Origin of the sequence: Cryobacterium sp. GrIS_2_6 (genome assembly GCF_035984545.1) — a bacterium.
GTDB lineage: Bacteria > Actinomycetota > Actinomycetes > Actinomycetales > Microbacteriaceae > Cryobacterium.
The window spans coordinates 3,303,874-3,328,506 of sequence record NZ_JAXCHP010000001.1 but is presented as its reverse complement, the minus strand read 5'-3'; the positions used below and the strand labels follow the sequence as shown (position 1 = coordinate 3,328,506).

Sequence of the window (24,633 nt, the reverse complement as noted above, 5' to 3'; positions counted from 1 at the left end):
CTTCGCGGCGGCCTCCGCTGCAGTCTCTTCGTTGGTCGTATTGTTGGTGGTCTCGTCAGATGTCAAGGAAACGCACGTCCTTCGCGTTCTTCTGGATGAAGTTGCGGCGGGACTCGACGTCCTCGCCCATCAGTGTGGAGAAAATCTCGTCCGCAGCCGCTGCGTCGTCGAGCGTGACCTGGAGCAGCGTGCGGGTCTCAGGCGCCATCGTGGTTTCCCACAGCTCCTTGTAGTCCATCTCGCCGAGGCCCTTGTAGCGCTGGATGCCGTTGTCCTTGGGGATCCGCTTGCCCGCAGCAGCGCCGTCGGCGAGCAGCGCGTCGCGCTCCTTGTCGGAGTAGACGTATTCGTGCGGGGCATTCGTCCATTTGAGCCGGTACAGCGGCGGCTGCGCGAGGTACACGTAGCCGAGGTCGATGAGCGGCCGCATATACCGGAACAACAGGGTCAGCAGGAGGGTCGTGATGTGCTGGCCGTCGACATCCGCATCGGCCATCAGGACGATCTTGTGATATCGCACTTTATCCGGGTTGAATTCCTCGCCCATGCCGGCGCCGAAGGCCGTGATCATGGCCTGGACCTCGGCGTTTCCGAGGGCACGGTCGAGACGGGCCTTCTCCACGTTCAGGATCTTTCCGCGAAGGGGCAGAATCGCCTGGTATTCCGGGTTACGACCCTGCACGGCGGAGCCGCCGGCCGAGTCACCCTCGACGATGAAGATCTCCGAGAGCGAGGGGTCCTTGCTCTGGCAGTCCTTGAGCTTGCCCGGCATGCCGCCACCCTCGAGGAGGCCCTTGCGCCGGGCGGTTTCGCGGGCCTTGCGGGCAGCCATCCGGGCATTCGAGGCCTGGAGAGCCTTACGGATGATCTCCCTGGCCGGGATCGGGTTGCGGTTGAACCAGTCGGAGAGCTGGTCGTTGGCGACCTTCTGCACGAAGGACTTCGCCTCGGTGTTGCCGAGCTTCGTCTTGGTCTGGCCCTCGAACTGCGGTTCGGCGAGTTTGATCGACACGACCGCGGTCAGGCCTTCACGCACATCGTCGCCGGTGAGGTTGTCATCCTTTTCCTTGAGGATGCCCTTTTCCCTCGCGTACTTGTTGACGAGGGTCGTGAGCGCTGCGCGGAAACCCTCTTCGTGGGTGCCGCCCTCATGGGTGTTGATGGTGTTCGCGTAGGTGTGGACGCTCTCCGTATACGCGGTGGTCCACTGCATGGCCACTTCGAGCGCCATCTTGCGTTCGTGGTCTTCGAAGTCGAATGAGATGATCTCCTCGTTGACGAGTTCGGCCTTCTTCGCACGGTTGAGATACTCGACGTAGTCGACGAGTCCCTTCTCGTACATGAAGGTCTTGTGCATCGGGGCGCCCTCTGCGTCGAGGTGCTCCGGCCGTTCGTCGGTGAGCGTGATGGTGAGTCCCTTATTAAGGAACGCCATCTGCTGGAAGCGCGCCCGCAGGGTTTCGAAGTCGAAGTCCGTGGTCTCGAAGGTCTCGGCGCTCGGCCAGAACGTGATCGTCGTTCCGGTTTCCTCGGAGGCTTCGTCCTGGCTCAGCGGGGCGACCGGGACACCGTCGTGGAAGCTCTGCCGCCACACGTGGCCCTGACGGCGAACCGCGACGTCGAGCCGGGAGGACAGCGCGTTGACCACGGAGCTTCCGACGCCGTGGAGGCCACCGGAGACCGAATAACCGCCGCCGCCGAATTTTCCACCGGCGTGGAGCACGGTCAGGACGACCTCGACCGTCGAACGGCCCTCCGCCTTGTGGATGTCGACGGGGATGCCTCGCCCGTTGTCGGCGACGCGCACGGCTCCGTCGGCGAGGATCTCGATGCCGATCGTGTCGCAGTGTCCCGCGAGGGCCTCGTCCACCGAGTTGTCCACAATCTCGTAGACCAGGTGGTGCAGACCTCGGGGACCGGTCGACCCGATATACATACCGGGGCGCTTCCGAACGGCTTCAAGTCCTTCGAGGACCTGGATATCGTCGGCGCCGTATCCATGCTCCGGCTCGATCAATGGTTCGACTGACATCTGTTATGGAGCTCCTGACCGTCGCGCGGGCGACCCTTGAGTCTACCAAACAGGGCATGGTCTCCCGGCCATAAACGGGGATCTGACGCGTTTTGCCTAGTCGGTTGACCTGTTTTGGCTCCCTAGCCGTAGGTATCGCGTGGACCGCGCCCTGGAATTGATCTGGGACCCTTTTTCCAGGAGGGAGCGTTGGGTCCCTGAAAACGGATTGACAGGATGCCCGCGTCCGGATACCGGACCGAGATGTGCGTCATGATTTCGACACGCATCATGCGCAGCTGGGTCGCCCACGCCGTCGACTCGCAGTGCACGGTCAGGACGCCCTCGTCGATGCCAGCGGGAGTGGAGTGTTTCGAGGTTTCCTCACCGGCGAGTTCGATCCAGGATGCGAGCAGTTCCGACTGCGCGAGGGGTGAATTCCAGCCCAGTTGCAGGGTCAGGGAGTCGATCGTGTCCCCGAGGCCACGCGGATCGCGGCCGATGCCGAACGGGACACTCGAGCCGGTGTCGTCTCGCACCCGGCGCCTCGCCTTGACGCGCTTCGCGTTCGGGTCGCCGAACACGTCCTTGAAGCGCAGGTAGACCCGTGCGGCCTCGCTCTGCTCAGCCATCGATGACCTCTCCGGCGTGGATGTGAATCGTGTGCGCGGCCAGTTGCTTGGGGACATCCTCGAACACGGCCGCCGTGATGAGCACCTGGTCGAATCCCAGGACCGCGGCTGCGAGGCGGCTGCGGCGCGATTGGTCGAGTTCGGCGAAGACGTCGTCGAGGATGAGGACCGGATCCCCACTCGAGGAGTCCCTGCGCAGGAGTTCGGCGGCCGCGAGCTTGAGCGCGAGGGCGAACGACCAGGATTCGCCGTGGCTCGCATACCCACGCGCTGGCAGGGCATTGAGCATGAAGACCACATCGTCGCGATGCGGTCCGACGAGGGTCATCCCACGGTCGAGTTCCTTCCTGCGCACGCCGGCCAGGGACGCACGGAACAGGTCGGCCGTCGCCCCGGCCTCCTTCGCCCCGGCGTCATTCGTGGCGACCGATGCTCCGGAGGGAGTGCTCTCCTCGCTGCCGAGGGTGTCATCCAGTCCGAGGATGCTGAGGGCGCCGAGTAGGGCCGGCCCGTGATCGGCGCCGACGACGGCCTCATACGCAGTGCGGAGGGGTGTGCCGAGCTCTTCGACGAGCTTCGCCCGCTCGTCGATGATCTCCGAACCGAATTCCACAAGACGGTCGTCCCACACTTCGAGGGTTCCGAGCTGGGTTGTGCGCAATCCGGACGCCCTCGCCGATTTCAACAGGGAATTGCGCTGCCGGAGCACCCTGTCGTAGTCGGCGAGCACGCCGGTGAGACGCGGAGACCGGAGAATGAGCAACTGGTCGAGAAACCTGCGTCGTCCAGACGGGTCGCCGCGGACGAGCGCGAGGTCTTCCGGAGCGAACAGGATGCTCGAGAAATACCGCGGCAGTTCCCTCGTCTTGATCACCGAACGGTTGATCTGCGCCCGGTTCAGTCCCGAGCGGTTGATCTGCACTTCGGCGAGGAGGTCCCGGCCGTTGTACTCGAGTTTGGCCCGGATGATCGCGGATTCCTCACCCGACCTGATCATCGCGGCCGTCGTCGACACTCGGTGCGAACCCAGTGTGCTCAGGAAGCCGAGGGCCTCAACCAGGTTGGTTTTACCCTGGCCGTTGCTCCCGACGATGAGGTTCGGTCCAGGATGGAACGGAACCTCGACCTGCGCGTAGTTGCGGAAGTCGGTCAGGGACAGGTGAGTTACCCGCACCGGAGTTCTTAGCGCAACAGCAGGTTCGGCTGGAGCAGGTACTTGTAGCTGTCAGCTCCCGGCTGGTCGCGCGAACTCTGGCTCGTGATCAGGACGGGGCCCGGCTTATTCGGGTTTTCCGTCTTCGTAAAGGAAATACGCACGAATTCGGAATGCACGGCCGTGAGGCCGTCCAGCAGGAATTGCGGCTTGAGGGAAACAACGGTTTCGACGCCGGACAGGATCGCGTCGACGGATTCCTTGGCCTGTGCCTGTTCGGAGCCGACCGCTTCGAGCGTGAGTCCGTCGGTCGTGAACGAGAAACGCAGCGCAGCCTCGCGTTCGAGCACGAGAGCGACACGGCGGGTTGCCTCGATGAGTTCCGCGGTATTCATCACAGCGTAGTTGTCGACCTGGTCGGGGAACAACCGGCGAACCGGCGGGTAGTTTCCCTTGATCAACAGGCTCGTGACGGTCTTCTTATCGGCGGTGAATGCGATCAGTTCGCGATCGTCGGTGTTGGTGATCGCGATGGCGATCGTTCCGCTGTGTCCGAAGGTCTTGCCGACTTCCTGCAGGGTACGAGCGGGTACGAGCGCGGTGATCGTGTCTGTCGCGACCATCGTTCCGGGGTCCCAGTCGATTTCTCGCACGGCGACACGGTAGCGGTCTGTCGCGACGAGGCTCAGGCTGTTTTCGGAGATCTGCAGCTGGACACCCGTGATGACCGGCGTGACGTCGTCACGCGATGCGGCGACGGCGACCTGGGCGACGGCAGTGGCGAAATCTTCGGCGGGAACCAGACCGGCCTGGCCGCTGACGACCGGGATGCTTGGATATTCCTCGACAGGCATGGACAGGAGCGTGAAGCTCGCGGTTCCACAGCTGACCGTGATGCGGGAGTCCTTGGTGACGAAGGTGACGGGGGCGTTCGGCATCCGGCTGGCGATCTCGGCGAGGAGGCGACCGGACACGAGAACCCGACCGGTTTCTTCGACCTCTGCGGCGATTTCGGTTTGCGCAGATACCTCATAGTCGAATGACGAGAGGATCAGGCCGGTCGCTGTTGCTTCGATCAGCACACCGCTCAAAATGGGCAGCGTGGTGCGCTGGGGAAGGAGTTTGACAGCAAAAGAAACGGCTTCGCTGAAAACGTCCCGGTTGGCCTGAAATCTCACGAAGTCACTCCTGTCGGTCGGAGACCTGTTTGGCCTCAATGGTAGTCGTTCTCACAACGGCCCCGGCGTCGCTCGATTTCCTCCGGCCTCGGAGGAAAGGTTGTCGGCCAGGGAGAAGTTTAAGTTTTTGTTAATCTTCTTAACCTTTGTGGAAACTGTGGATAACTCTGTGGATGCGTCTCATTCACTGGGAACTACAAACATGTAACTTGTGGGCAGCCTGTGAGCGTTAATCGGACCCCGGTTCAGCGCGAGCCTTGCCACCAGCGGAGTTTGCACAAGCCGGACGGTAGTTTCCACAAATTCGGACAAGTTGTTCGACGAGTTTCCACAGGGTTATCCACAACTGTGAAAACTGAGGGATTCTGCGGCTTATTTGTAGCGGTGGTCCTGTTTGATGCGGTTCGTGAGCTCGGTGACCTGGTTGTATATCGAGCGGCGTTCCTTCATGAGCTCGCTGATCTTCTTGTTCGCGTACATCACGGTCGTATGGTCCCGGTTGCCGAACAGCTGGCCGATCTTCGGGAGGGAGAGATTGGTGAGCTCGCGGCAGAGGTACATCGCGATCTGGCGGGCCGTGGCAACCGCTTGCGAGCGTGAGGAGCCATAAAGGTCCTCGACGGTGAGCTTGAAGTAGTCCGCCGTGTTGGTGATGATGTCGACCGGCGCGATGACGTTGTCTTCGTCGAGGGTGATCAGGTCCTTGAGCACCGTCTGGACGAGGTCCATGTCGACGGGCGTTCGGTTGAGGCTCGCGAAGGCCGTGACCCTGATCAGGGTTCCCTCGAGCTCGCGGATGTTGGACGAGACCTTGGAGGCCATGAATTCGAGGATATCGTGGGGAACCTGGAGCTTCTCGCTCTGGGCCTTCTTACGCAGGATGGCGATGCGGGTCTCGAGGTCAGGGGCCTGGACATCCGTGATGAGGCCCCACTCGAAACGGGACCTCATGCGGTCTTCGAAACCGGTCAGGGCTTTCGGCGGCAAGTCGCTCGTGATGACGACCTGCTTGTTGTGGTCGTGCAGAGTGTTGAAGGTGTGGAAGAACGCCTCCTGGGTCTCCGCCTTGCCCTGCAGGAACTGGATGTCGTCGATCATCAGGATGTCGATATTGCGATACCGGGACTGGAATGCCGAGCCGCGGTTGTTGGCGATCGAGTTGATGAAGTCGTTGGTGAATTCTTCTGAACTGACATAACGCACTCGGATACCGGGATAGAGGCTCATGGCGTAGTGGCCGATGGCGTGGAGCAGGTGGGTCTTGCCCAATCCGGAGGAGCCGTAGACGAAGAGCGGGTTGTACGCCTTGGCCGGTGCCTCGGCAACGGCGACCGCGGCGGCGTGCGCGAACCGGTTCGACTGCCCGATCACGAAGTTGTCGAAGCTGTACTTGGAATTGAGCCGGGTGTCGTGCGGGCTCTCGACGGGCGGCGCGCTCTCGAAAACCGATTGGGGCGTCGCGGGTGTCTCGACGTCCCTGGGCAGTGCGGACTCCTGGACCGGCCGGAGCGACTCCTGCTCGAGTTCGGGATTGACGACGACGTAGAAGGTCGAGACTGCGCTCGCCTCGGACAGTTGACCCATCGCGGCGAGCAGCGGCACCCGCATCCGCTGGTTCAGCATGCTCGCGGTGAACTCGTTCGGTACTTCGAGATAGAACGTGCCGGCCGCGATCCCCTTGGGTTCGACCAGGTTCAGGAAGCCGTAGAGCATCGGGGTGATGGTGTCATCCGATTCGAGGCTGGTGAGCACTGCCCGCCAGGTGTCCGCGATCGGTTGTTCTTCGGCTGCCATTGTTCCCTCTGTCGATACTGTCTGGTGAAACGCTGTGTGTTGAAACTGCGTGTCGGTACTGTCGATGATTTCTTGAATGCACCCGGCACGGCCGGGAGAGTCGACACCAGTGTGGGCCGAATCGACGGCCTCAGCAAAAGCATCCACAAGGTTATCCACCGCCTGTGCGCAATTCGGGCTGTGTTTTACAGCCATTGCGGGCTGCCTGTGGATAACTTGTCCTCACGGTAGTCACTGTCTGCCGCGGCGGCCAACTCTGTTGTGGATTCGGTACGTGTCGTTCACCGGAAACCGAGAAATCATCTGCAGAATCTGCCGTTTACCGCCGTCGGGTTTGACCAGCACCGATTGAGGCCGTAGTTTTAATCAGTTGACCCCAGCCCGCGGGCTACCTCACTCTTTCCCGGCCGTTCTACATTTTTTGGCCTGCGGAGATTCAATACGTGGAGACCACACAATGAGCAAGAGAACTTTCCAGCCGAACAACCGTCGTCGCGCCAAGGTGCACGGCTTCCGTCTTCGCATGCGTACCCGTGCCGGCCGCGCGATCCTCGGTGCCCGCCGTCGCAAGGGTCGCACCGAGCTTTCCGCCTAAGCACTCACGTGCTCGCGGGGACCAATCGCATCACGAGCGGCAACGACTACAAGATGGTCGTTCGCCGTGGCGTGCGTGTTGTTGGTCCGCACTTCGTGACGTACCTGCGTGACAATTCCGAGGGGTTACCCCCTCGGTTTGGTTTCATCGTTGCCAAAAACGTGGGGAACGCCGTCCGGCGCAACCGAATGAGACGTCGCCTGAAGGCGGCGTGCTTCGGTCTGCTCCCCACGGTGCACCCCGGCACGGATGTTGTGATTCGCGCACTTCCTGCGGCGCACGAAGTGGAGTGGCCGGTTTTGCAGGCCGAAGTCAGCCAGGCCCTCCTGAGTTTCCAGCGCCGAAGTGCGGCGGGCACGACCGGATCCGGCCATCCCCGGCCGGAACGACTGCCCTCCCGATGAATAGCCCGCGATGGTCGACCTCGTGAAGACGGTGTTGGCGTGGGTCCTTCTGTTCCCACGCAATCTGGGGGTTGTGCTCCTGCGCGTCTACCGCGCGGTGATCTCACCGCTGTATGGCGACGTTTGCAGGTACTATCCCTCTTGTTCGGCGTACGCACTCGGCGCCGTTCAGGAACATGGCCTTGTTATCGGGTCCGGTCTGGCTGCACGCCGCCTGGCCCGGTGTCATCCGTGGGCCGAAGGCGGAGTCGATGACGTTCCGCTGAAGCGCAAGCGTCGCTACGCCGTGACGTCGTTTGGATTTGTAGTCCCAGTGAGCCACGGAAAGGGCTGACCCAAAGTATGGACCTCCTAGGTACGATTCTCTGGCCTTTGAAATGGGCCGTCGAGCTCCTGCTCGTCGCCTTCCACTGGTTGTTCACGACCGTCGGCCTCGGCTACAACGATGGCATCACCTGGGTGCTCGCGATCGTGGGACTCGTGCTCGTCGTGCGCGCCGCGCTCATCCCCATCTTTGTACGGCAGATTCGCAGCCAGCGCAAGATGCTTGAGGTGGCTCCCCAGCTCAAGAAGATCCAGGACAAGTACAAGGGCAAGAAGGACCAGTTCTCCCGCGAAGCAATGTCCCGCGAGACCATGGAACTGTACAAGCGCACGGGTACGAACCCGCTGAGCTCGTGCCTTCCCCTCCTGCTGCAGATGCCGATCTTCTTCGCGCTCTTCTCCGTCCTCAACGACGCGCAGCACGCCAAGGCCGGCGTCGGTCCGCTCAACTCCCAGCTTGCGGAGAGCTTCGGGAGCGCGACCCTGTTCGGGGTTGCACCGCTGCACGAATCGTTCTCCACCCAGTGGGCCCTGCTCGTGGCCGGCAGCCCGTACAACCTCGCCGTGATGCTCATCGCGGCCACCATGGTCGTTCTGATGACTGCTTCGCAGTTCATCACGCAGCTTCAGATCGTCTCCAAGAACATGTCGCCGGAAACCAAAGCGAGCCCGATGTTCAAGCAGCAGCGCATGATGTTGTATTTACTCCCGCTCGTCTTCGCCTTCTCCGGTATCGCCTTCCCGCTCGGCGTCATGTTCTACTGGCTGACCTCGAACATCTGGACCATGGCCCAGCAGTTCCTGGTCATCCGCAACATGCCGACACCGGGCAGTGAAGCGGCCAAGGCCCGCGAGGAGCGTCTCGCGCGCAAGGGAAAGCTCATCGCGAAGGATGGCGACATCATCGTGGTCGAAGAGCCGAAGAAGCAGCAGCCGCAGCGTCAGCAGCCCGTTGGCAAGTCCCGCGCCAAGAAGCAGACCGGCCCGAAGAAATAGACTGGTCCGAAGCGACTGAACAGGCCGAAGCTCCTGAACAGAACGACTGAGCAGAACACAGAAGAGATGGACATCGTGACTGAGAACACCGACGTGATCGCCGCGGATTCCCCCGCGGAAGACGACTCCCCCACCCTCGATCAGCTCGAGAAGGAGGGCGACGTCGCCGCGGACTACATCGAGGAATTCCTGGACATCTGCGACCTCGACGGGGACATCGACATCGATGCCCGCAACGGCCGCGCCTACGTGTCGGTCAATTCGACGGATGCCGGAAGCCTGCGCCTGCTCTCCCGACCGGACACTGTGAACGCCCTGCAGGAACTGACCCGCCTCGCGGTGCAGAACAAGACGGGGTCCTTCTCCCGGTTGATCCTCGACATCGGCGGCTCCCGTGAGGCCCGCCAGGCGGAGCTCGGCGTCCTCGTGACCCGGGCGATCGAGCGCATCGCCGCAGGCGCGACGGAAGCCTCCCTGCCGCCGATGTCGTCCTATGAGCGCAAGCTCGTACACGACCTCGTCTCCGAGCACGGTTACGTGTCGGAGTCGACGGGCGAAGGCCGCGACCGTCACACGGTCATCACCGCGGCGTAGTTTCACGTGGAACCCGTGAACGACACGCTCGAGATCGAACCGGTCGTCACGGCCGGGCTCTTCGGGGACCGCATCGACGTCGCACGGACCTTCGCGGCCAACCTCGCGACGCAGGGCGAGGAGCGCGGCCTGATCGGTCCGCTCGAGTTGCCCAGACTCTGGAGCCGGCACATCCTGAACTGTGCGATCGTGGCCCCGCTGCTCCGGCCCGGACTGGTCGGCGACGTCGGGTCCGGCGCCGGACTACCCGGTCTCGTGCTCGCGATCATGCGGCCCGACGTCGACTTCGTACTTATCGAACCGATGGAGCGCCGAGTGGCGTGGCTGACCGAGCAGGTTGCGGAGCTCGGTTTAACCAACACGACCGTGACGCGCGCCCGTGCTGAGGAGCTGCACCTTTCGCATCCGCTCGACCAGGTCACCGCACGCGCAGTAAGCGCTTTCCGAACACTGATTCCCCTGACGGCGCCGCTCCTCAGGGCAGGGGGCGAGCTTGTGCTCATGAAGGGCGCCGGTGCGCAGGGCGAGATTTCGGCGGCTGCGAAGGAAATTCGTCGCTTCCACCTCAGCAATGTCGAGGTGATCACCCTCGGTGAGGGCGTGCTGCAGGACGTGACGCGGGTCATAAGGGCTACAGTTGATTAGTCCCCGATCGGCGTTTCGCACACGCGAACACGGATCGTGCATCACCCTCGGATGGCTCTTCAACCGTCGAACGTAAAGGTTTCACGTGAAACAACCCGGCCAGGAACAGCACGAGACCACGGCCGCACGCGGTTTTGACAGCAGCACTCCCCTCGCCAGGGAAATCACCGAGCTGACGCGCAGGCGTCAGGTGATCGCAGCGGAGAAGCTGCCCAAGCCCGAGCGCACCCGGATCATCACGGTGTCCAACCAGAAGGGCGGCGTGGGAAAGACCACGACCGCCGTGAACCTGGCAGCGGCACTGGCCAGACAGGGTGCCCGGGTGCTCGTGATTGACCTCGATCCGCAGGGAAACGCCTCAACTGCCCTCGGTGTCGAGCACCGCGCCGACACCCCGAGCGTTTATGACGTGATCATCAATGACGTGGAACTCGCCTCTGTTGTGCAGAGCAGCCCCGAATTCGGCTCACTCTTCTGCGTGCCGGCAACGATCCACCTTGCGGGGGCCGAGATCGAGCTCGTCTCCCTCGTCGCACGTGAACAGCGGCTGAGCCGTGCCCTCATCGTGCACCTCGCCGCGATGACTGATCCCTACGACTACGTTTTCATCGACTGTCCCCCATCCCTTGGGCTCCTCACGATCAACGCCTTTGTGGCCGCGAAGGAAGTCCTCATCCCGATTCAGTGCGAGTACTACGCGCTCGAGGGCCTGAGCCAGCTGCTCAAGAACATCGAGTTGATCGAGAAGCACCTGAACCCCGAACTCACCGTGTCGACCATTCTGCTGACGATGTACGACAGCCGCACCAACCTGGCCAACCAGGTGGCGCAGGATGTGCGCGATCACTTCCCCGACCAGGTGTTGAGCACCCTCATTCCGCGCTCTGTGCGGGTTTCTGAGGCGCCGAGTTACGGTCAGAGCGTGATCAGTTACGACCTGAACTCGGCAGGATCGCTCTCCTACCTTGAAGCAGCAGCGGAAATCGCCAGACGCGGTGCCCCCCAGACAGGAGAACGACAGTAATGGCGAAGAGAACAGGCCTCGGCCGCGGTATCGGCGCCCTGATTCCGATTCAGGACGACCCGACTCTCGCCCGTCCCGTGGACGTCTTCTTTCCGTACTCCCCGGCGGCGAAGGCGAGCGCTGCCGCCGCACACACGGCGGCGAGTGACTCGGCCGGGATCGACGCTGTTGGTCTCGCGGTGGTGCCGGACTCGGGTGCTCCCGCTGAGGACGGCCCGCTCGAGGGCGGTTCTGCTGTGGTCGAGCGGGCGGATGCGGACGCGCCCGTCCTCGTACCGGTTCCCGGTGCCCGGCTCGCGCAGCTCAATCCATTCGATATCGTCCCGAATGCCGTGCAGCCCCGCAGCGTGTTTGACGAATCCGATCTTGCGGAACTCGTGCACAGCATCCGCGAGGTCGGTGTGCTGCAGCCGATCGTGGTGCGCCCCCTCCCCGATCAGCCCGGAAAATACGAGCTCGTCATGGGTGAGCGCCGGTTGCGGGCGACCAAGGAAGCGGGCCTCGATTCCATCCCCGCCGTTGTCCGGGAGACCGCGGACATCGACATGCTCCGTGACGCACTTCTCGAGAACCTGCATCGTGCCCAGCTCAATCCGCTCGAAGAGGCGTCGGCGTATCAGCAGTTGCTCGCGGACTTTGGAATCACCCAGGACGAACTCGCCCAGCGAATTGGCCGGTCACGGCCACAAATCACTAACACGATCCGTCTGCTGAAGCTTCCGGAAGCCGTGCAGGTGCGGGTCGCCGCGGGTGTCCTGTCCGCCGGTCATGCCCGTGCGATCCTCTCCGTGGGCAATCCGGAAGGGATGCTTCGTCTCGCGGACAAGATCGTCAACGAGGATCTTTCTGTGCGCGCGGCGGAAGCCGCGGCGACGGCGGTGCCGAAGGTGCAGGCTCCGCGACCGTCGGCAGGCAAACGCCAGGGTCACCTCGATGAGATCGCGTTACACCTCGGCGATCGCCTGGACACCCGGGTGAAGATCAACCTGGGCGCGCGCAAGGGACAGATCAATATCGATTTTGCCACGATCGGCGACCTGAATCGGATTCTTTCGGTGTTGGGTGAGCCCGGGTTCGGGTCGAACTAGATCCCTGGGTCGAACAGGCCAACTCCCCTGCGGCGTTTCATGTGAAACATCACGCACGCACGCGCGTCAGTTGGGCCGGTTCGCTGGCGGCGTGCCTGATGCGAAACGACGCAGTTGGCGCGCTTCATCAACGGGGCACCGTGTCGACGCGATGTTCTGCCCATGTTTCACGTGAAACGGTGACGCGCGACGCGAACTCCAGGTATGTTTCACGTGAAACGCGCTCTTTCACGGACTGTCTGCCGCACGTCAATCCTGGAGCGAGTGTTTCACGTGAAACGTTGTCCTGAGAGACGAGCGGAAACGCCAGTTCTGCCTGATTTCAGGTCATCAGAAGGCATCCTAAGCCGACTCTGGCGCTGCGGGCATGTCCGAAGCGCGCCCCGAATGGGCTGAATTTGCTGTGAAATGGGCGATCTGGTCGGATCGAAGTCAGTCCACGGTCGCGACCGCGGCTCGCGCGAGTGACTCGTAGACTTCGCCGAGCGTCGCACCTGAAGCTTCGATGGACTGCGGGACCAGAGAGGTCTCTGTGAGCCCGGGGAGCACGTTGGCTTCGAGGAACCAGACCACGCCGTCTTCGTCGACGATAAGGTCGATCCGGGAGATGTGCCGGAGGCCGAGCAGCGTGTGAATGTCGACCGCCGTCTGGGTGACGAGCGTGGCGATCTCCGCGGTGATGCGCGCTGGTGCATAGAAGAGGGTCTCGCCGGCGTTGTAGCGGGCCTCGAAGCTGTAGACACCATTGATGGGCACGATTTCGACGGCGGGGAGGGCGACCGGGCCGAGTCCGGAGTCGATCACCGTGACGGCGAGTTCGGTGCCGCGGACCTTTTCTTCGACGAGGGCCACCGAGTTGTAGGTGTAGGCCTCGACCATGGCCCGCGGAAGCTCGGCCGCGGTCTCGACGATGGTGACACCCTGCGCGGATCCGCCCTGGGAGGGCTTCACGACAAGGGGAGTGGGAAGTGCCGTCAGGAGATGCTCGAGAACACTCGCCGCTCCGAGGTCCCGGAAGGTCTCTTTGGAGAGGGCAATCCAGTTCGGCGTCGCGAACCCGGCGCGTCGGACGAGTTCCTTGGCGGTGGGCTTCGTCCAGGCGAGGCTCGCCGGACCGCCGCGGGAGCCGACGTGGGGGATACCCGTCGTCTCCAGGAGCGAGAGGAGCGCGCCGTCTTCCCCCGTGGCTCCGTGCACGACCGGGAAGATGACATCCGGGGCCCGAGTGGTGAGGTCGAGCAGGAGCCCCGCCTGCGGGTCGAGGAGGGTGACCGTGTGGCCGAGACCGGTGAGCGCGTCCGCGACCCGACGCCCCGAACGGAGCGAGATATCGCGCTCATGCGAGATTCCGCCGGCGAGAACGATGATCGCAAGGGGAGAAATATCGGTCATGATCAGGGATTCCTTGCTAATAGCTTGGGAGTGGTTCGTGGGCTAGGAGATGTCGGTCGGCAGCGGGTTAAAGCGACCGGGTGTGCGGAGCGGATCAAGCGAGCCGGTTCCGGCGAACGTTTCGAGTAGGTCGAGCTCATCGCGGACTACGGTCGCGAGGCGACGAACGCCGACCCGGATCTCGGCAGGGGTCGGATAGCAGAACGACAGGCGGATGTTCTGCTGGCCGTCGCCGTCGGCGAAGAAAGCGGTCCCCGGCGTGTACGCGACGAGCTCCTTGACGGCGCGCGGGAGCATCGCCTTGGAATTGAGCAGCTGCGGAAGAGTGACCCAGACGTAGAATCCGCCATTGGGATTCGTCCAGATGAGTTCGGGCAGGTACTCGTCGAGTGCATTCAGCAGGGCATCCTTGCGTTCGTGGTACACGCCTCGGAAGGTGTTGATCTGCCCTTTCCAGTCGGCAGTGGCCAGGTACTCCGAGATCACGAGTTGGCTGAACGAGCTCGGCGACAGAACGGCGGCCTCGTTCGCGAGCACCAGTTTTTCCCTGATCGCGTGGGGTGCGAGGGCCCAACCGACTCGGAAGCCCGGAGCGAGGGTCTTGGAGAAGGTGCCGAGGTAGACGACGCCGTCCTGTTCGAGGGAGCGCATCGCAGCCGGTGCCGGCTTGTCGAAGTAGAGCAGGCCGTACGGGTTGTCCTCGAGGACGAGGATGTTGTTTGCGCGGCAGATCTCGAGAATTTCGATACGCCGTTGCCAGCTCAGCGTGACGCCGGCCGGGTTGTGGAAGTTCGGGATCGTGTACAGGAACTTGATGGTCTTGCCTGCAGTCCGGAGCTGCTGGATGTGCTCACGCAGGGCTTCAGGGATGAGACCGTGTTCGTCCATGGGGACATGGTCGACCTCGGCCTGGTACGACTTGAAGATGACCATGGCCGTCACATAACTCGGTCCCTCCGAGATCACAACGTCATCGGGATCGAGGAAGAGTTTACTGACGAGTTCGACGGCGTGCTGCGAGCCGGTCGTCACGACGACATCGTCGGCGTGGGCACGGATGCCTTCGAGGGCCATGACCTCGAGGATCTGTTCGCGGAGCGCCGGTACTCCCTGGCCAGAGCCGTATTGCAGGGCGACGGGACCCTGCTCGCGCATGACCCGCTCCATGGCATTGACCACAAGGTCGGGGGGTAGGGCTGCCACGAACGGCATTCCGCCGGCCAGTGAGACGACCTCGGGGCGAGAGGCGACGGAGAAGAGGGCCCGCACCTCGGAGGCCCGCAGCCCGGCGGCTCGCTCGGCGTAGTGGTGGTACCACGGGTCGAGGTTGTTACCGGCCTGGGAAGAGCCCTGTGCAGTCACGTCACATCCGTTCTGGTGAGGGTTCAATCGTAGGCCCACCCGGATACGACAAAGCCCGCCCGGCGGTGCCGGGCGGGCTTCATCCATCTCTACGTTCGGTGTTTCACGTGAAACCGACCGAGCGGGACAGGACCTCTAGGCCAGGTACGCGGCCAGGTCGGAAACGAGGACGACCTTCGGCTTGGCGCCGATGACGGTCTTGACGACCTCGCCCTTCTGGAACACCTTCATGGCGGGAATCGACGTGATCTGGTATTTCGCGGCGAGGGCGGGGAAGTCGTCGACGTTGAGCTTGACGATGTCGAGCTTGTCGGCGTGCTCTGCGGCGATCTGGTCCAGGATGGGGCTGACGGCGCGGCAGGGGCCACACCATTCCGCCCAGAAGTCCACGAGGACGGTCTTCTCGTTGTTGATGACTTCCTGGTCGAAAGTCGCGTCGGTAACGGCGCGTGCGGACATGTGTGCTCCTTAGTTGGTGGCTGTTGCGAATGCGGAATCGCCGGCGCTGGCCAGCAGTTCCGCGGGGAGGGAAGCGAGGTAGTGCTCCGCGTCGAGCGCAGCGACGGTGCCGGAGGCGGCCGCGGTCACGGCCTGGCGGTAGTGCGGGTCGATGACGTCGCCGGCGGCGAAGACGCCCGCCTGGCTGGTCAGGGACGATCGTCCAGCGACGGCGATCGTGCCGTCCGTCGTGAGATCGAGCTGCTTGTGGACGAGGTGGGTGCGCGGGTCGTTGCCGATCGCGATGAAGACCCCTCCGACGGGAAGGATGCTCTCGGCGCCGGAAACCGTGTCGCGCAGCACCAGGCCGTCGACGGCATCCGTGCCCGTGATGCCGGCGACCGTCGAGTTCCAGACGAACTCGATCTTCGGGTTGGCGAAGGCGCGATCCTGCATGATCTTGGAGGCGCGCAGGGTGTCCTTGCGGTGCACAACGTAGACCTTGCTCGCGAACCGGGTGAGGAAGGTGGCTTCCTCCATGGCGGAGTCGCCGCCGCCGATCACGGCAATCGCCTTCTCCTTGAAGAAGAAGCCGTCGCAGGTCGCACACCAGGAGACGCCGCGCCCCGAGAGGCGCTCCTCGTCTTCGAGACCGAGTTTGCGGTAGGCGGAACCGGTCGCGAAGATCACGGTCAGGGCCTCGTGGGTCTCGCCGGAACCGAGAGTGACCCGCTTGACCGCACCGGTGAGGTCGAGTTCGGTGACGTCGTCGTAGACGACCTCGGTGCCGAAGCGTTCGGCCTGCTCCTGCATCTTCTGCATGAGGTCGGGGCCCTGGACACCCTCGGGGAAGCCGGGGAAGTTCTCCACCTCGGTCGTGTTCATCAGCTCGCCGCCGGCCTCGACCGAACTCGCGATGAGGAGCGGCTTGAGGTTGGCGCGCGCGGCGTAAATGGCGGCCGTGAATCCGGCAGGGCCGGAGCCGATGATGATGATCTGACGCACGCGTAGACTCCTTCGCAGTGGGGGGCAGGGCAGGTGTGGCTGCCTCACTGCCGGGTACAACACATCCTAATCGGATGCTATTCCGCGCCTCCCAGCCGGGGGCCTCCGTTCACGGCCGGTTGCCAGTGTGCCTGGCCCGGTCATCACCTCGCTGGTGGCGTACCGGACTAGTTCGTGCCGCGCGGGCGGAACCGGTTGATCAGCGGCACCAGGAAAACCCTGAGTTCCTCGCTGCGCATGAGCAGCAGCATTCCGAAGTAGGCGAGCGACATCACGCCGCCGATGATGATCATCGAAACGATGGCCTCGAACCGACCGGAGACGGCGAAGCCGCCCTCGTGAGCACCGCCGAGGAGCAGGAGTATTCCGAGGCCGATGAGGAGGGGAAGAATCGCGGCGACCAGATACCGCACCAGGCTCCGCAGGATACGACGGCCGTCGAGACCGCCCAGACGACGCCGCAACAGGTGGCCGGCCAGGACCGTTTGCAGGATTCCGGACACCGTCACGACAAGCGCGATGCCGACGGCGATCCAGGCCGGGGGCAACAGGGAGCACGCGAGCACTCCGGCCACGACGAGGATGACCTGGAACAGGGTGAAGAAGAACGGGGTGCGGGTGTCGCCGAGCGCATAGAACGTGCGTTGCAGGACGAACAGCACGCAGAAGGCGACGAGACCGAGAATGTAGGCGATGATGACGTTCCCGGTGCCCTGCACCTGCTCGAACTTCCCCTGGGTGAAAACCGCCGCGAACGGGTAGGCGCAGACCAGGATGACCATCGACGCGAGCACGATCAGGAGTGACGTCCCTCGTATAGCCGAAGAAGCATCCGTTCTGAGCTTCGCAACGTCGCCGCGGGAGGCATGCTCGCTCATGCCGGTGAAGTAGGCGGTGGCCACGGAAACGGTGATGACCGAGTGCGGGAGCATGAAGATGAGCCAGGCCGTCGCGAGCACGGCGACGGACGCCTTGCCCGTGGCCTGGGTGACGACCTGGGTTTCAATGATCCCCGCGGCCGTGCTCAGCAAGAGCATGCCGAACGTCCAACTCGCGGTCTTGCCTGCGGCGCCGAGCCCGACCCCGCGGAAGTGGAAGTCAGGGCGGAAGTGGAGTCCGATCCGACGCCAGAAATAGAAGAGCACGACAGCCTGGGCGACGACGCCGAGCGTGGCGGTGCCTCCCAGCAGTGCGACCATGCCCGGGGTGAAGTCGCTCGCCGTGCGATCACCGGTGGGATCGGCTCCGGCCACGAGTGCGAAAACGACGATTCCGGCCAGGGCGACCACGTTGTTGAGAACCGGAACCCAGGTGAACGGGCCGAACGACTTGCGCGCATTGAGCACTTCACCCAGAACCGTGTACAGGCCGTAGAAGAAGATCTGCGGCATGCACCAATAAGCGAATGCGATGGCGAGGTTCAATTGCGCGGGGGGCAGGTGCAGGCCGATGAAGGGCGTGATGACCGGGGTGAGGAGTGTTGCGGCCAGCGTCGTGACCGCGAGGATGGTGAGCGCCAGGGTCAACAGCTTGTTGATGTACGCGGTGCCGCCGTCGACGTGGAGTCCGGCCCTGACGATCTGCGGAACGAGGACCGCGGTGAGGACTCCGCCTGCCACGATCGTGTACACCGTGTTCGGGAGCTGATTGGCGAGCGCGAACGCATCGGCACTCGTGCCGTACAGGCCGATCACGCCGGCGAGGACGATGACCTTCAGGAATCCCAGAATGCGGGAGACGATCGTGCCCGAGGCGAGGAAAGCGCTCGCACGCCCGATGCTAGCCACGCGGCACGACCGGGGGATCGACGGGGGGCTCCGGGGTGAGCTCTGCCAGGGGATCGACAGGGGCGTCTGTCGCCTGCGCGACCGCAGTACGTTCCCGACGGCGGCGCTGCACGTTTCTCCAGATCCCGAATCCGAAGAAGAGCACGAGCAGGGCGGCGAAGATAAGCGAACCGAGGCCCTCCCAGTCCGCACGCACGTTGATCGGAATCTGACTGGGCTGCCCGACGACGGAACCGTCCGGGGTGAAGAGGGTGATCCGCAGCGTGACCGCACCGTTCCCGACAGCCGCGGTCACGGGGACCTTGACGGTCCTGGCCGAGGATGCCTCGATCGTCGCCTCGATGACATCTCCGCCGACGATGAGTCGGCCGTTGGACGGGACGACCTGGACTTTCACCGTCACGGACTGCCCGAGGGCGTTATCGAGGGTGATTGGGATGTCGACCTGACTGCCGACGACGTTGATCGGACCCTTCGTGGACACGCTGATCGAGGAGAGCAGTACAGAGGAGTCCACGAGACTCGAATCGACGGCCTCGCTCCAGGCACCCGCGTCCTGCGCCCAGCTCGTCGACAGCAGCGCGAGCGTCGTCAGTCGCTGGGTGGCGGTGATGGCGAGCGGTTTGGAGAGCGCCGTCGAGAACGCCGTCACCTCACCTTCACGGTGCAGCAGAGTGCGCGCCGTGACGATGCGGGCATCGGACACCGCCTGGGACTGGAAGCTGACATCCGTGGCCGGCGACGCCGCACGTGCGGCGGCCAGGGTCGCCGGTAGACGCCAGCCCAGGCCCGAAAGGGCCGCGAGGGTTTCGCTCAGCCGGACTCCGCCCGGCGCGGTGTCACGGTCGAAGGTGGCGAGGAGTGTGCGCACGGTCGCGGGGCGTTCGGCGGAGACCACCGCGATCTGGGAGCTCAGCTCGGCCATCGCCACCTGCCAGTCGCTATCCGTCGTCGCGGTGGCCGCCATGCGGAGCGCTGCAGAGATGGGTTCGTCGGTGACCAGGGCGTTTCCGTGCCCGCCGGCCAGGACCACGTTCGCGTTGGGGGTCTCGGTGAGGTCAGACTGCGCGGTGTTGGCTCCGCCGAGGATGAGGCTCGAGAGGCCGCCCGCCGTGAACACATCGAGGTCGGCGGCCGAGACCGTGCCCGTCAGCGGCCAGCCGATGCCCGTGGCCGTGTAGTTCCAGGCCAGGAGTTGCTCGCTCGTGGGGACTGTGCCCGGAGTGATCACCGGTGTTGAGGTCGGGGGTGGAGTCGGAGTGGCGGTGTCAGTCGCCGTGTCGGTCGTCGTGTTGGTCAGGCCGGCAGGGGTGCTGCCGGTTGCCGTCGGAGTCGGGGTCGGCGTTGATGTTGATGGTGTCGGTGTCGGCGCCGGTGTCGGGGAGGTGAAATCCGAGGCGTTGATCGACTGGTCGAACGAGAGGGGAACCAGAAGGGTGCCCGCACCGGCCTGGGCCTGAAGCGTGAGGTCGGCATCCGCATAGCCGAGCGGGAATATATCGTTCTTCGCCTGACCGAGGCGACTGAGCCAGACCACGGCACTCGCCGGTGCCGTGTTGCCGAGGATACGGATCGACGCGATGATCATCGGATCGATCCCAATCGTCACGTCGCGGTTGATCACGCCGTCGAGCTGCCGGCTCAGCCTGCCGCCCGGTGCGGTGTAGGTTTCGAGTGATTTCGCCGGGATGAGACCCTCGGTCTGCTCCGGCACCGTGATCGGCATCACGACAGTGAGAGCCACCGGGGTGACGACCTCGTTGGAATACCAGACGAAGGTGCCCCGCCCCTGGGCGAGGACGGACCCGTCCTCGGTGATCGTGGCCGAGATGCCGCGGGCGCCCCACGCGTTGCCCGAGGTGAGGCCGACGTCCGCGGAGGGGACCGAGACGGCCACTGTCGCCGTTCCCGCGGGCGGGATGGCGGCCGGAAGTGCCGAGCGCAGCATCAGGTCGCCGGGCTTGCCTGTCTTGGTGGGATGCAGCCAGGCGGTGAGTGCGCTGCGACTGGTCAGTGCCCGTTCGGCGAGGTAGAGCTCGATCGTGCCGGGGGTGATGGTTTCGGCACTGTCGTTGGTGATCCTTACGGTGACCGCGAGGTCCTGTCCTGACCGCAGGGGTGCCAGCGAGACGGGGGCGACCGTGACCGTGACCTGGTCCGTCGTCGCAGCATCCGCTGTCGGCGTCGGCGTCGGCGTCGGCGTCGGAGTCGCCGTCGCGGCGGCGGCCGCGCTGGTGGGGGCGCCGGGAATGAAGCCAGACGAAGCCAGGGGAAGCAGTCCGGCGAGGATGCCGATCAGGAGCGCGGAGACGGGGACCCTGAGGTGCGACCAGCGGCCGCTCGCCGCCGTCGGGTGCGCGGGCCGACGCGCAGTACTTGACTCGGCCACCATATAGGGGATTCTACGGCGTGCGCCCTGAGTAACCGGTCTGCGGCTGCCGCGCCGGCGACCAGGAACTAACATGGGGGGCATGCAGAGCGTCGCGACAGCCCTCACGCGGCTGGGCGACCTGGCTGCCACTCCTTCCGTATCCCGCCTGGCCCTGGCCTTCGAGGCTGCGGGCCACGAGCTTGCCCTCGTTGGCGGTCCGGTGCGCGACGCGTTCCTGGGCCGGACCCTGCACGACCTCGATTTCACGACGGACGCGACCCCGGAGCAGATCCTCGAGATCGTCACCCCGATCTCCGAGGCGCAGTGGGACATCGGCCGGGCCTTCGGGACCATCGGGGCGAAGGTCGCGGGCGAGACCGTGGAGATCACCACCTACCGGGCGGACAGCTACGACGGGGTGACCAGGAAGCCGGAGGTCGTATTCGGGCTGAGCCTGGAGGACGACCTTCTCCGCCGGGACTTCACGGTCAACGCGATGGCGTTGCGCCTTCCCGGGCTGACCCTGGTCGACCCGGCGAACGGCATCGGCGACCTCATGGCCGGGGTCCTGCGGACGCCGATCTCGCCGGAGATTTCCTTCGGCGACGACCCGCTGCGGATGATGCGTGCCGCCAGGTTCACCGCCCAACTCGGTTTCACCCTCGACCTCGACACCGCGATCGCGATGGACGCGATCGCGTCGAGCATCCGCAATATCTCGGCGGAACGGGTCTGCGAAGAGCTCTGCAAGCTGCTCCTCTCGGACAACCCGCACGGCGGCCTCGAGCTGCTGGTGGACTCCGGCCTGCTCGACATCGTCCTGCCGGAGATTCCGGCGCTGCGCCTCGAGGTCGACGAGCACCACCACCACAAGGACGTCTATCAGCACACCCTCACCGTGCTCGACCAGGCGATCGGCTACGAGAAGTCCCGGGAGAGCTTCCCGGGCGGACCGGACCTGATCGTGCGGCTCGCCGCCCTGTTCCACGACATCGGAAAGCCGGCGACCCGGAAGCTCGAGCCGGGCGGAATCGTGAGTTTCTACCACCATGACGTGGTGGGCGCCAAGCTCGCGAAGAAGCGCCTGCGTGCGCTGCGCTTCGACAACGACACGATCGCGGCCGTCTCCCGGCTGATCGAGCTGCACCTGCGCTTCTTCGGGTACACCGAGGGAGCCTGGACGGATTCTGCCGTCCGCCGCTACGTGCGCGACGCCGGCGACCAGCTCGAACGGCTGCATATCCTCACCAGGGCCGACGTGACCACCCGTAACCGGCGCAAGGCCGACCGGCTGGGCTTCGCATACGACGACCTCGAGCAGCGCATTCGCGAACTCGCCGAGCAGGAGGAGATGGCCGCGGTGCGGCCAGACCTCGACGGAGAGCAGATCATGGCGATCCTCGGCGTGAAACCGGGGAGGGAGGTCGGCGAGGCCTACCGTTTCCTACTCGAACAGCGCCTCGACGACGGGCCCCTCGGTGTCGAGGAGGCAACGCGCCGCCTTCAGGCGTGGTGGGCGGGCCACGGCCAGTAGCCACTCCCCAACAGGGGCGGATGCGCGCACTTCTCCACAAGCGCTGCTTCCGGCTGCACGGTCCACGCGCGTCCCGGCATGCTCGGACTGACGTAAACACAGACGGCGTGGAGGGCGCCGCGGCGCTGTGGTGGCTTTTGGCCGTCTCATCGAGTAGTCTGGGCAGGTTGTCTGCGCGCCGGATTCCCGGCCTCCGCCTTCAGCACATGCACAACCCTCCTGTTGCAGAGATTCTGCAGCCGTTTAGTCCGAAGGAGGTGGGTTAGTCATGCATCAGTACGAGTTGATGGTTATCCTCGATCCCGAGATCGATGAGCGCACCGTAGCTCCCAGCCTTGACAAGTTCCTCAACGTTGTTCGCAACGATGGTGGAACGATTGACAAGGTTGACGTTTGGGGTCGCCGCCGTCTCGCTTACGAGATCAACAAGAAGTCCGAAGGCATCTACGCAGTCGTCGACTTCACCGCGAATGCTTCTGCCACGGCCGAGCTCGACCGCCAGCTGAAGCTGTCGGAAGCCGTCATGCGCACCAAGGTTCTCCGCGCAGAAGAAGGCATCGCCCAGGTCGCCGTCGCGAGCAAGCTCGCCGCCGAGAAGGCCGCCCGCAAGGCAGCCAACCCGAAGGTCATTGCCGCGAAGGCAGAAGCAGCAGCCGCCCCGACCGCCAAGGTCGCCGCATCTGTCAAGCCCGCATCGGCTCCCGCCGCAGCAGCCGTCAAGGCCGCAGCCCCGGCAGCCCCGGCAGCTCCTGCAGCAGTCGCCACCCCGGCAGCAGTCGCCAAGCCCGCAGCGGTTGCCACACCGGCATCCGCAGCAGCCGTCGACACCGCCGACAAGGCAAGCGACAAGTAGCCCATGGCCGGCGAGACCGTAATCACCGTGGTGGGCAACCTGACCAGCGATCCGGAACTGCGTTATACGCAGGGCGGGCTTGCGGTTGCCAACTTCACCATCGCATCCACTCCGCGCAATTTCGATCGCGCAGCCAACGAGTGGAAAGATGGCGACGCATTGTTCCTGCGCGCGAGCGTTTGGCGTGAATTCGCCGAGCACGTCGCCGGTTCACTGACCAAGGGTTCTCGTGTCGTCGCTACTGGGCGGCTCAAGCAGCGTTCCTATGAAACGAAGGAAGGCGAGAAGCGCACAAGCTTCGAGCTCGAAATCGACGATATCGGTCCTTCGCTCAAGTACGCCACTGCTTCGCTCACTCGTGCTGCATCGTCGTCCTCCCCACGCGGCGGTAACTCCGCAGCGGCCGGGAACGACGAGCCCTGGGCAGCCACTCCTCCCGCCGCCGTGAATACCGGTGGCGACGTGTGGAACACCCCGGGCAACTTCAGCGACGAGACACCCTTCTAGCCGCTCGCGGCGCTCCGGCGCCGCCAGGCTGAAACGCACTTCTTAAGAAAGTAAGGAAATCATGGCTGGAAAGTCGAGCGGCGACCGCCGCAAGCCGCTCCGCGGAGCTAAGGGTGGCAAGAACGCCGCTCCCGCGAAGTCGATCCGGGTTGGTGTCATCGATTACAAAGATGTCCCCACCCTGCGCAAGTTCATCTCCGAGCGTGGAAAGATCCGCGCCCGTCGTATCACCGGTGTCTCCGTCCAGGAACAGCGCCTCATCGCCCGTGCCGTCAAGAACGCCCGCGAAATGGCGTTGTTGCCCTACGCCGGCTCAGGCAGGTAGGTAGCCAAATGTCGAAAATCATTCTGACGCACGAGGTCTCCGGCCTCGGTGCACCCGGCGACATCGTCGAGGTCAAGAACGGGTTCGCCCGTAACTACCTCTTCCCGCAGGGTTGGGCCGTTTCCTGGACCCGCGGAGGCGAGAAGCAGATCGAACAGATCAAGGCTGCTCGTGTCGCCCGTGAGCACGCCACGCTCGAAGAGGCCCAGGCCCTGAAGGCAACCATCGAGAACACCAAGGTCCGTCTGGTCGTCAAGGCCGGAACGGGCGGACGCCTCTTCGGCTCCGTCAAGACCACGGATGTTGCCGAAGCCGTCGCCGCTGCAGGCCTCGGTGCCATCGACAAGCGCAAGATCGAGCTCAGCCCGATCAAGTCCGTCGGCGAGCACCAGGCAACGGTTCGTCTTCGCGACGAACTGAGCGCCACCATCACCCTCGTGGTGGTTGCTGCCAAGTAAGCAGTCACACTGCCGGCCTAGCGGCGGACTCCCACCGGAGTCCGCCGCTAGGCTCGTTTAAGGCTCCAACCACCCCTTTCGAGGGTGATTTCAGTTGACGAATCCCCACATTTGTACACAGGATTTCTTCTGGGCACCAACGTTCAAGGTGTACTTGAACCAG

The 24,633-nt window shown here is 64.1% G+C and carries 23 protein-coding genes and 1 pseudogene; 13 read left to right on the top strand and 11 right to left on the bottom strand.

Going from position 1 to position 24,633, the window contains the following annotated elements; genetic code table 11:
- Nucleotides 1-55: 55 nt before the first annotated feature.
- The 5 genes from gyrB to dnaA form a co-directional block, all read right to left on the bottom strand.
- Complete coding sequence (gyrB, locus tag RCH22_RS16210) at nt 56-2,032, bottom strand: DNA topoisomerase (ATP-hydrolyzing) subunit B (RefSeq protein WP_327014706.1); 1,977 nt, start codon at nt 2,030-2,032, stop codon at nt 56-58.
- Between the two features lie 122 nt (nt 2,033-2,154).
- On the bottom strand, nt 2,155-2,643 hold the full coding sequence (locus RCH22_RS16205; RefSeq protein ID WP_134448564.1) for a DUF721 domain-containing protein: 489 nt from the start codon (nt 2,641-2,643) through the stop codon (nt 2,155-2,157).
- Nucleotides 2,636-3,817, bottom strand: a complete 1,182-nt coding sequence (gene recF / locus RCH22_RS16200) for a DNA replication/repair protein RecF (protein WP_327014705.1) — start codon at nt 3,815-3,817, stop codon at nt 2,636-2,638. The genes RCH22_RS16205 and recF overlap by 8 nt, the downstream gene beginning before the upstream one ends.
- Before the next feature lie 8 nt (nt 3,818-3,825).
- Complete coding sequence (gene dnaN / locus RCH22_RS16195) at nt 3,826-4,974, bottom strand: DNA polymerase III subunit beta (RefSeq protein WP_327014704.1); 1,149 nt, start codon at nt 4,972-4,974, stop codon at nt 3,826-3,828.
- A 372-nt stretch (nt 4,975-5,346) separates the two neighbouring features.
- Complete coding sequence (dnaA, locus tag RCH22_RS16190; RefSeq protein ID WP_134448558.1) at nt 5,347-6,768, bottom strand: chromosomal replication initiator protein DnaA; 1,422 nt, start codon at nt 6,766-6,768, stop codon at nt 5,347-5,349.
- A gap of 457 nt (nt 6,769-7,225) precedes the next feature.
- Between dnaA and rpmH the strand changes: the two genes are divergently transcribed.
- The 8 genes from rpmH (at nt 7,226) to RCH22_RS16150 (ending at nt 12,438) form a co-directional block, all read left to right on the top strand.
- Entirely contained in the window at nt 7,226-7,363 is a 138-nt protein-coding gene (gene rpmH, locus RCH22_RS16185; protein ID WP_010204566.1) for a 50S ribosomal protein L34, read from the top strand.
- 8 nt (nt 7,364-7,371) lie between these two features.
- Complete coding sequence (rnpA, locus tag RCH22_RS16180; RefSeq protein ID WP_327014703.1) at nt 7,372-7,767, top strand: ribonuclease P protein component; 396 nt, start codon at nt 7,372-7,374, stop codon at nt 7,765-7,767.
- 10 nt (nt 7,768-7,777) lie between these two features.
- A complete protein-coding gene (gene yidD / locus RCH22_RS16175) occupies nt 7,778-8,101 on the top strand; it encodes a membrane protein insertion efficiency factor YidD (protein ID WP_327014702.1) in 324 nt (107 codons plus the stop codon).
- Between the two features lie 8 nt (nt 8,102-8,109).
- Nucleotides 8,110-9,087, top strand: coding sequence for a membrane protein insertase YidC (yidC, locus tag RCH22_RS16170; protein WP_134448555.1), 978 nt, complete (start codon nt 8,110-8,112; stop codon nt 9,085-9,087).
- 66 nt (nt 9,088-9,153) lie between these two features.
- A complete protein-coding gene (locus RCH22_RS16165; RefSeq protein ID WP_327014701.1) occupies nt 9,154-9,681 on the top strand; it encodes a R3H domain-containing nucleic acid-binding protein in 528 nt (175 codons plus the stop codon).
- A gap of 6 nt (nt 9,682-9,687) precedes the next feature.
- Entirely contained in the window at nt 9,688-10,326 is a 639-nt protein-coding gene (rsmG, locus tag RCH22_RS16160) for a 16S rRNA (guanine(527)-N(7))-methyltransferase RsmG (protein ID WP_327014700.1), read from the top strand.
- Between the two features lie 85 nt (nt 10,327-10,411).
- The gene (locus RCH22_RS16155) at nt 10,412-11,350 is read left to right on the top strand and encodes a ParA family protein (RefSeq protein WP_327014699.1); all 939 of its coding nucleotides are present in this window, start codon (nt 10,412-10,414) and stop codon (nt 11,348-11,350) included.
- The gene (locus RCH22_RS16150; protein ID WP_327014698.1) at nt 11,350-12,438 is read left to right on the top strand and encodes a ParB/RepB/Spo0J family partition protein; all 1,089 of its coding nucleotides are present in this window, start codon (nt 11,350-11,352) and stop codon (nt 12,436-12,438) included. Before RCH22_RS16155 ends, RCH22_RS16150 begins: the two co-directional genes overlap by 1 nt.
- Before the next feature lie 432 nt (nt 12,439-12,870).
- Here RCH22_RS16150 and RCH22_RS16145 read toward each other — a convergent pair whose 3' ends face one another.
- The 6 genes from RCH22_RS16145 to RCH22_RS16120 all read right to left on the bottom strand — a co-directional run bounded on the left by RCH22_RS16145 (nt 12,871) and on the right by RCH22_RS16120 (nt 20,814).
- Nucleotides 12,871-13,830, bottom strand: a complete 960-nt coding sequence (locus RCH22_RS16145; protein ID WP_327014697.1) for a D-alanine--D-alanine ligase — start codon at nt 13,828-13,830, stop codon at nt 12,871-12,873.
- A gap of 42 nt (nt 13,831-13,872) precedes the next feature.
- Nucleotides 13,873-15,192 (bottom strand): PLP-dependent aminotransferase family protein, encoded by a 1,320-nt coding sequence (locus tag RCH22_RS16140; RefSeq protein ID WP_327014696.1) that lies wholly within the window; start codon nt 15,190-15,192, stop codon nt 13,873-13,875.
- A 135-nt stretch (nt 15,193-15,327) separates the two neighbouring features.
- Nucleotides 15,328-15,651 carry a thioredoxin gene (trxA, locus tag RCH22_RS16135; protein ID WP_134448545.1) on the bottom strand — a complete coding sequence of 108 codons (324 nt, stop codon included), beginning with the start codon at nt 15,649-15,651 and terminating at the stop codon, nt 15,328-15,330.
- A 9-nt stretch (nt 15,652-15,660) separates the two neighbouring features.
- Nucleotides 15,661-16,635, bottom strand: a complete 975-nt coding sequence (gene trxB / locus RCH22_RS16130; RefSeq protein WP_327014695.1) for a thioredoxin-disulfide reductase — start codon at nt 16,633-16,635, stop codon at nt 15,661-15,663.
- Nucleotides 16,636-16,802: 167 nt separating this feature from the next.
- Nucleotides 16,803-18,422, bottom strand: coding sequence for a murein biosynthesis integral membrane protein MurJ (gene murJ / locus RCH22_RS16125; RefSeq protein WP_327014694.1), 1,620 nt, complete (start codon nt 18,420-18,422; stop codon nt 16,803-16,805).
- Complete coding sequence (locus RCH22_RS16120; protein ID WP_327014693.1) at nt 18,415-20,814, bottom strand: DUF6049 family protein; 2,400 nt, start codon at nt 20,812-20,814, stop codon at nt 18,415-18,417. Before RCH22_RS16120 ends, murJ begins: the two co-directional genes overlap by 8 nt.
- Before the next feature lie 79 nt (nt 20,815-20,893).
- On the opposite strand from RCH22_RS16120, the gene RCH22_RS16115 reads away from it, so the two are divergent.
- From RCH22_RS16115 to rplI, 5 genes and pseudogenes are all read left to right on the top strand, one after another.
- The gene (locus RCH22_RS16115; protein ID WP_327015553.1) at nt 20,894-22,327 is read left to right on the top strand and encodes a CCA tRNA nucleotidyltransferase; all 1,434 of its coding nucleotides are present in this window, start codon (nt 20,894-20,896) and stop codon (nt 22,325-22,327) included.
- 268 nt (nt 22,328-22,595) lie between these two features.
- A pseudogene (gene rpsF / locus RCH22_RS16110) lies at nt 22,596-22,943 on the top strand (30S ribosomal protein S6); the annotation flags it as partial.
- A 240-nt stretch (nt 22,944-23,183) separates the two neighbouring features.
- Nucleotides 23,184-23,687, top strand: a complete 504-nt coding sequence (locus RCH22_RS16105) for a single-stranded DNA-binding protein (protein ID WP_134448535.1) — start codon at nt 23,184-23,186, stop codon at nt 23,685-23,687.
- Nucleotides 23,688-23,748: 61 nt separating this feature from the next.
- Complete coding sequence (gene rpsR, locus RCH22_RS16100; protein ID WP_035835236.1) at nt 23,749-24,012, top strand: 30S ribosomal protein S18; 264 nt, start codon at nt 23,749-23,751, stop codon at nt 24,010-24,012.
- An 8-nt stretch (nt 24,013-24,020) separates the two neighbouring features.
- Nucleotides 24,021-24,470, top strand: coding sequence for a 50S ribosomal protein L9 (rplI, locus tag RCH22_RS16095; protein ID WP_134448533.1), 450 nt, complete (start codon nt 24,021-24,023; stop codon nt 24,468-24,470).
- Nucleotides 24,471-24,633: the final 163 nt, after the last annotated feature.

Excerpts from the sequence above, each read along its gene's own strand:
- RCH22_RS16145 (WP_327014697.1), bottom strand. The coding sequence starts at position 13,830 with ATGACCGATATTTCTCCCCTTGCGATCATCGTTCTCGCCGGCGGAATC.
- trxA (WP_134448545.1), bottom strand. The coding sequence starts at position 15,651 with ATGTCCGCACGCGCCGTTACCGACGCGACTTTCGACCAGGAAGTCATC.
- dnaA (WP_134448558.1), bottom strand. The coding sequence starts at position 6,768 with ATGGCAGCCGAAGAACAACCGATCGCGGACACCTGGCGGGCAGTGCTC.
- rpsR (WP_035835236.1), top strand. The coding sequence starts at position 23,749 with ATGGCTGGAAAGTCGAGCGGCGACCGCCGCAAGCCGCTCCGCGGAGCT.
- RCH22_RS16165 (WP_327014701.1), top strand. The coding sequence starts at position 9,154 with ATGGACATCGTGACTGAGAACACCGACGTGATCGCCGCGGATTCCCCC.
- gyrB (WP_327014706.1), bottom strand. The coding sequence starts at position 2,032 with ATGTCAGTCGAACCATTGATCGAGCCGGAGCATGGATACGGCGCCGAC.
- yidD (WP_327014702.1), top strand. The coding sequence starts at position 7,778 with ATGGTCGACCTCGTGAAGACGGTGTTGGCGTGGGTCCTTCTGTTCCCA.
- RCH22_RS16115 (WP_327015553.1), top strand. The coding sequence starts at position 20,894 with ATGCAGAGCGTCGCGACAGCCCTCACGCGGCTGGGCGACCTGGCTGCC.
- RCH22_RS16205 (WP_134448564.1), bottom strand. The coding sequence starts at position 2,643 with ATGGCTGAGCAGAGCGAGGCCGCACGGGTCTACCTGCGCTTCAAGGAC.
- yidC (WP_134448555.1), top strand. The coding sequence starts at position 8,110 with ATGGACCTCCTAGGTACGATTCTCTGGCCTTTGAAATGGGCCGTCGAG.
- rpmH (WP_010204566.1), top strand. The coding sequence starts at position 7,226 with ATGAGCAAGAGAACTTTCCAGCCGAACAACCGTCGTCGCGCCAAGGTG.
- RCH22_RS16120 (WP_327014693.1), bottom strand. The coding sequence starts at position 20,814 with ATGGTGGCCGAGTCAAGTACTGCGCGTCGGCCCGCGCACCCGACGGCG.
- RCH22_RS16150 (WP_327014698.1), top strand. The coding sequence starts at position 11,350 with ATGGCGAAGAGAACAGGCCTCGGCCGCGGTATCGGCGCCCTGATTCCG.
- RCH22_RS16105 (WP_134448535.1), top strand. The coding sequence starts at position 23,184 with ATGGCCGGCGAGACCGTAATCACCGTGGTGGGCAACCTGACCAGCGAT.
- rplI (WP_134448533.1), top strand. The coding sequence starts at position 24,021 with ATGTCGAAAATCATTCTGACGCACGAGGTCTCCGGCCTCGGTGCACCC.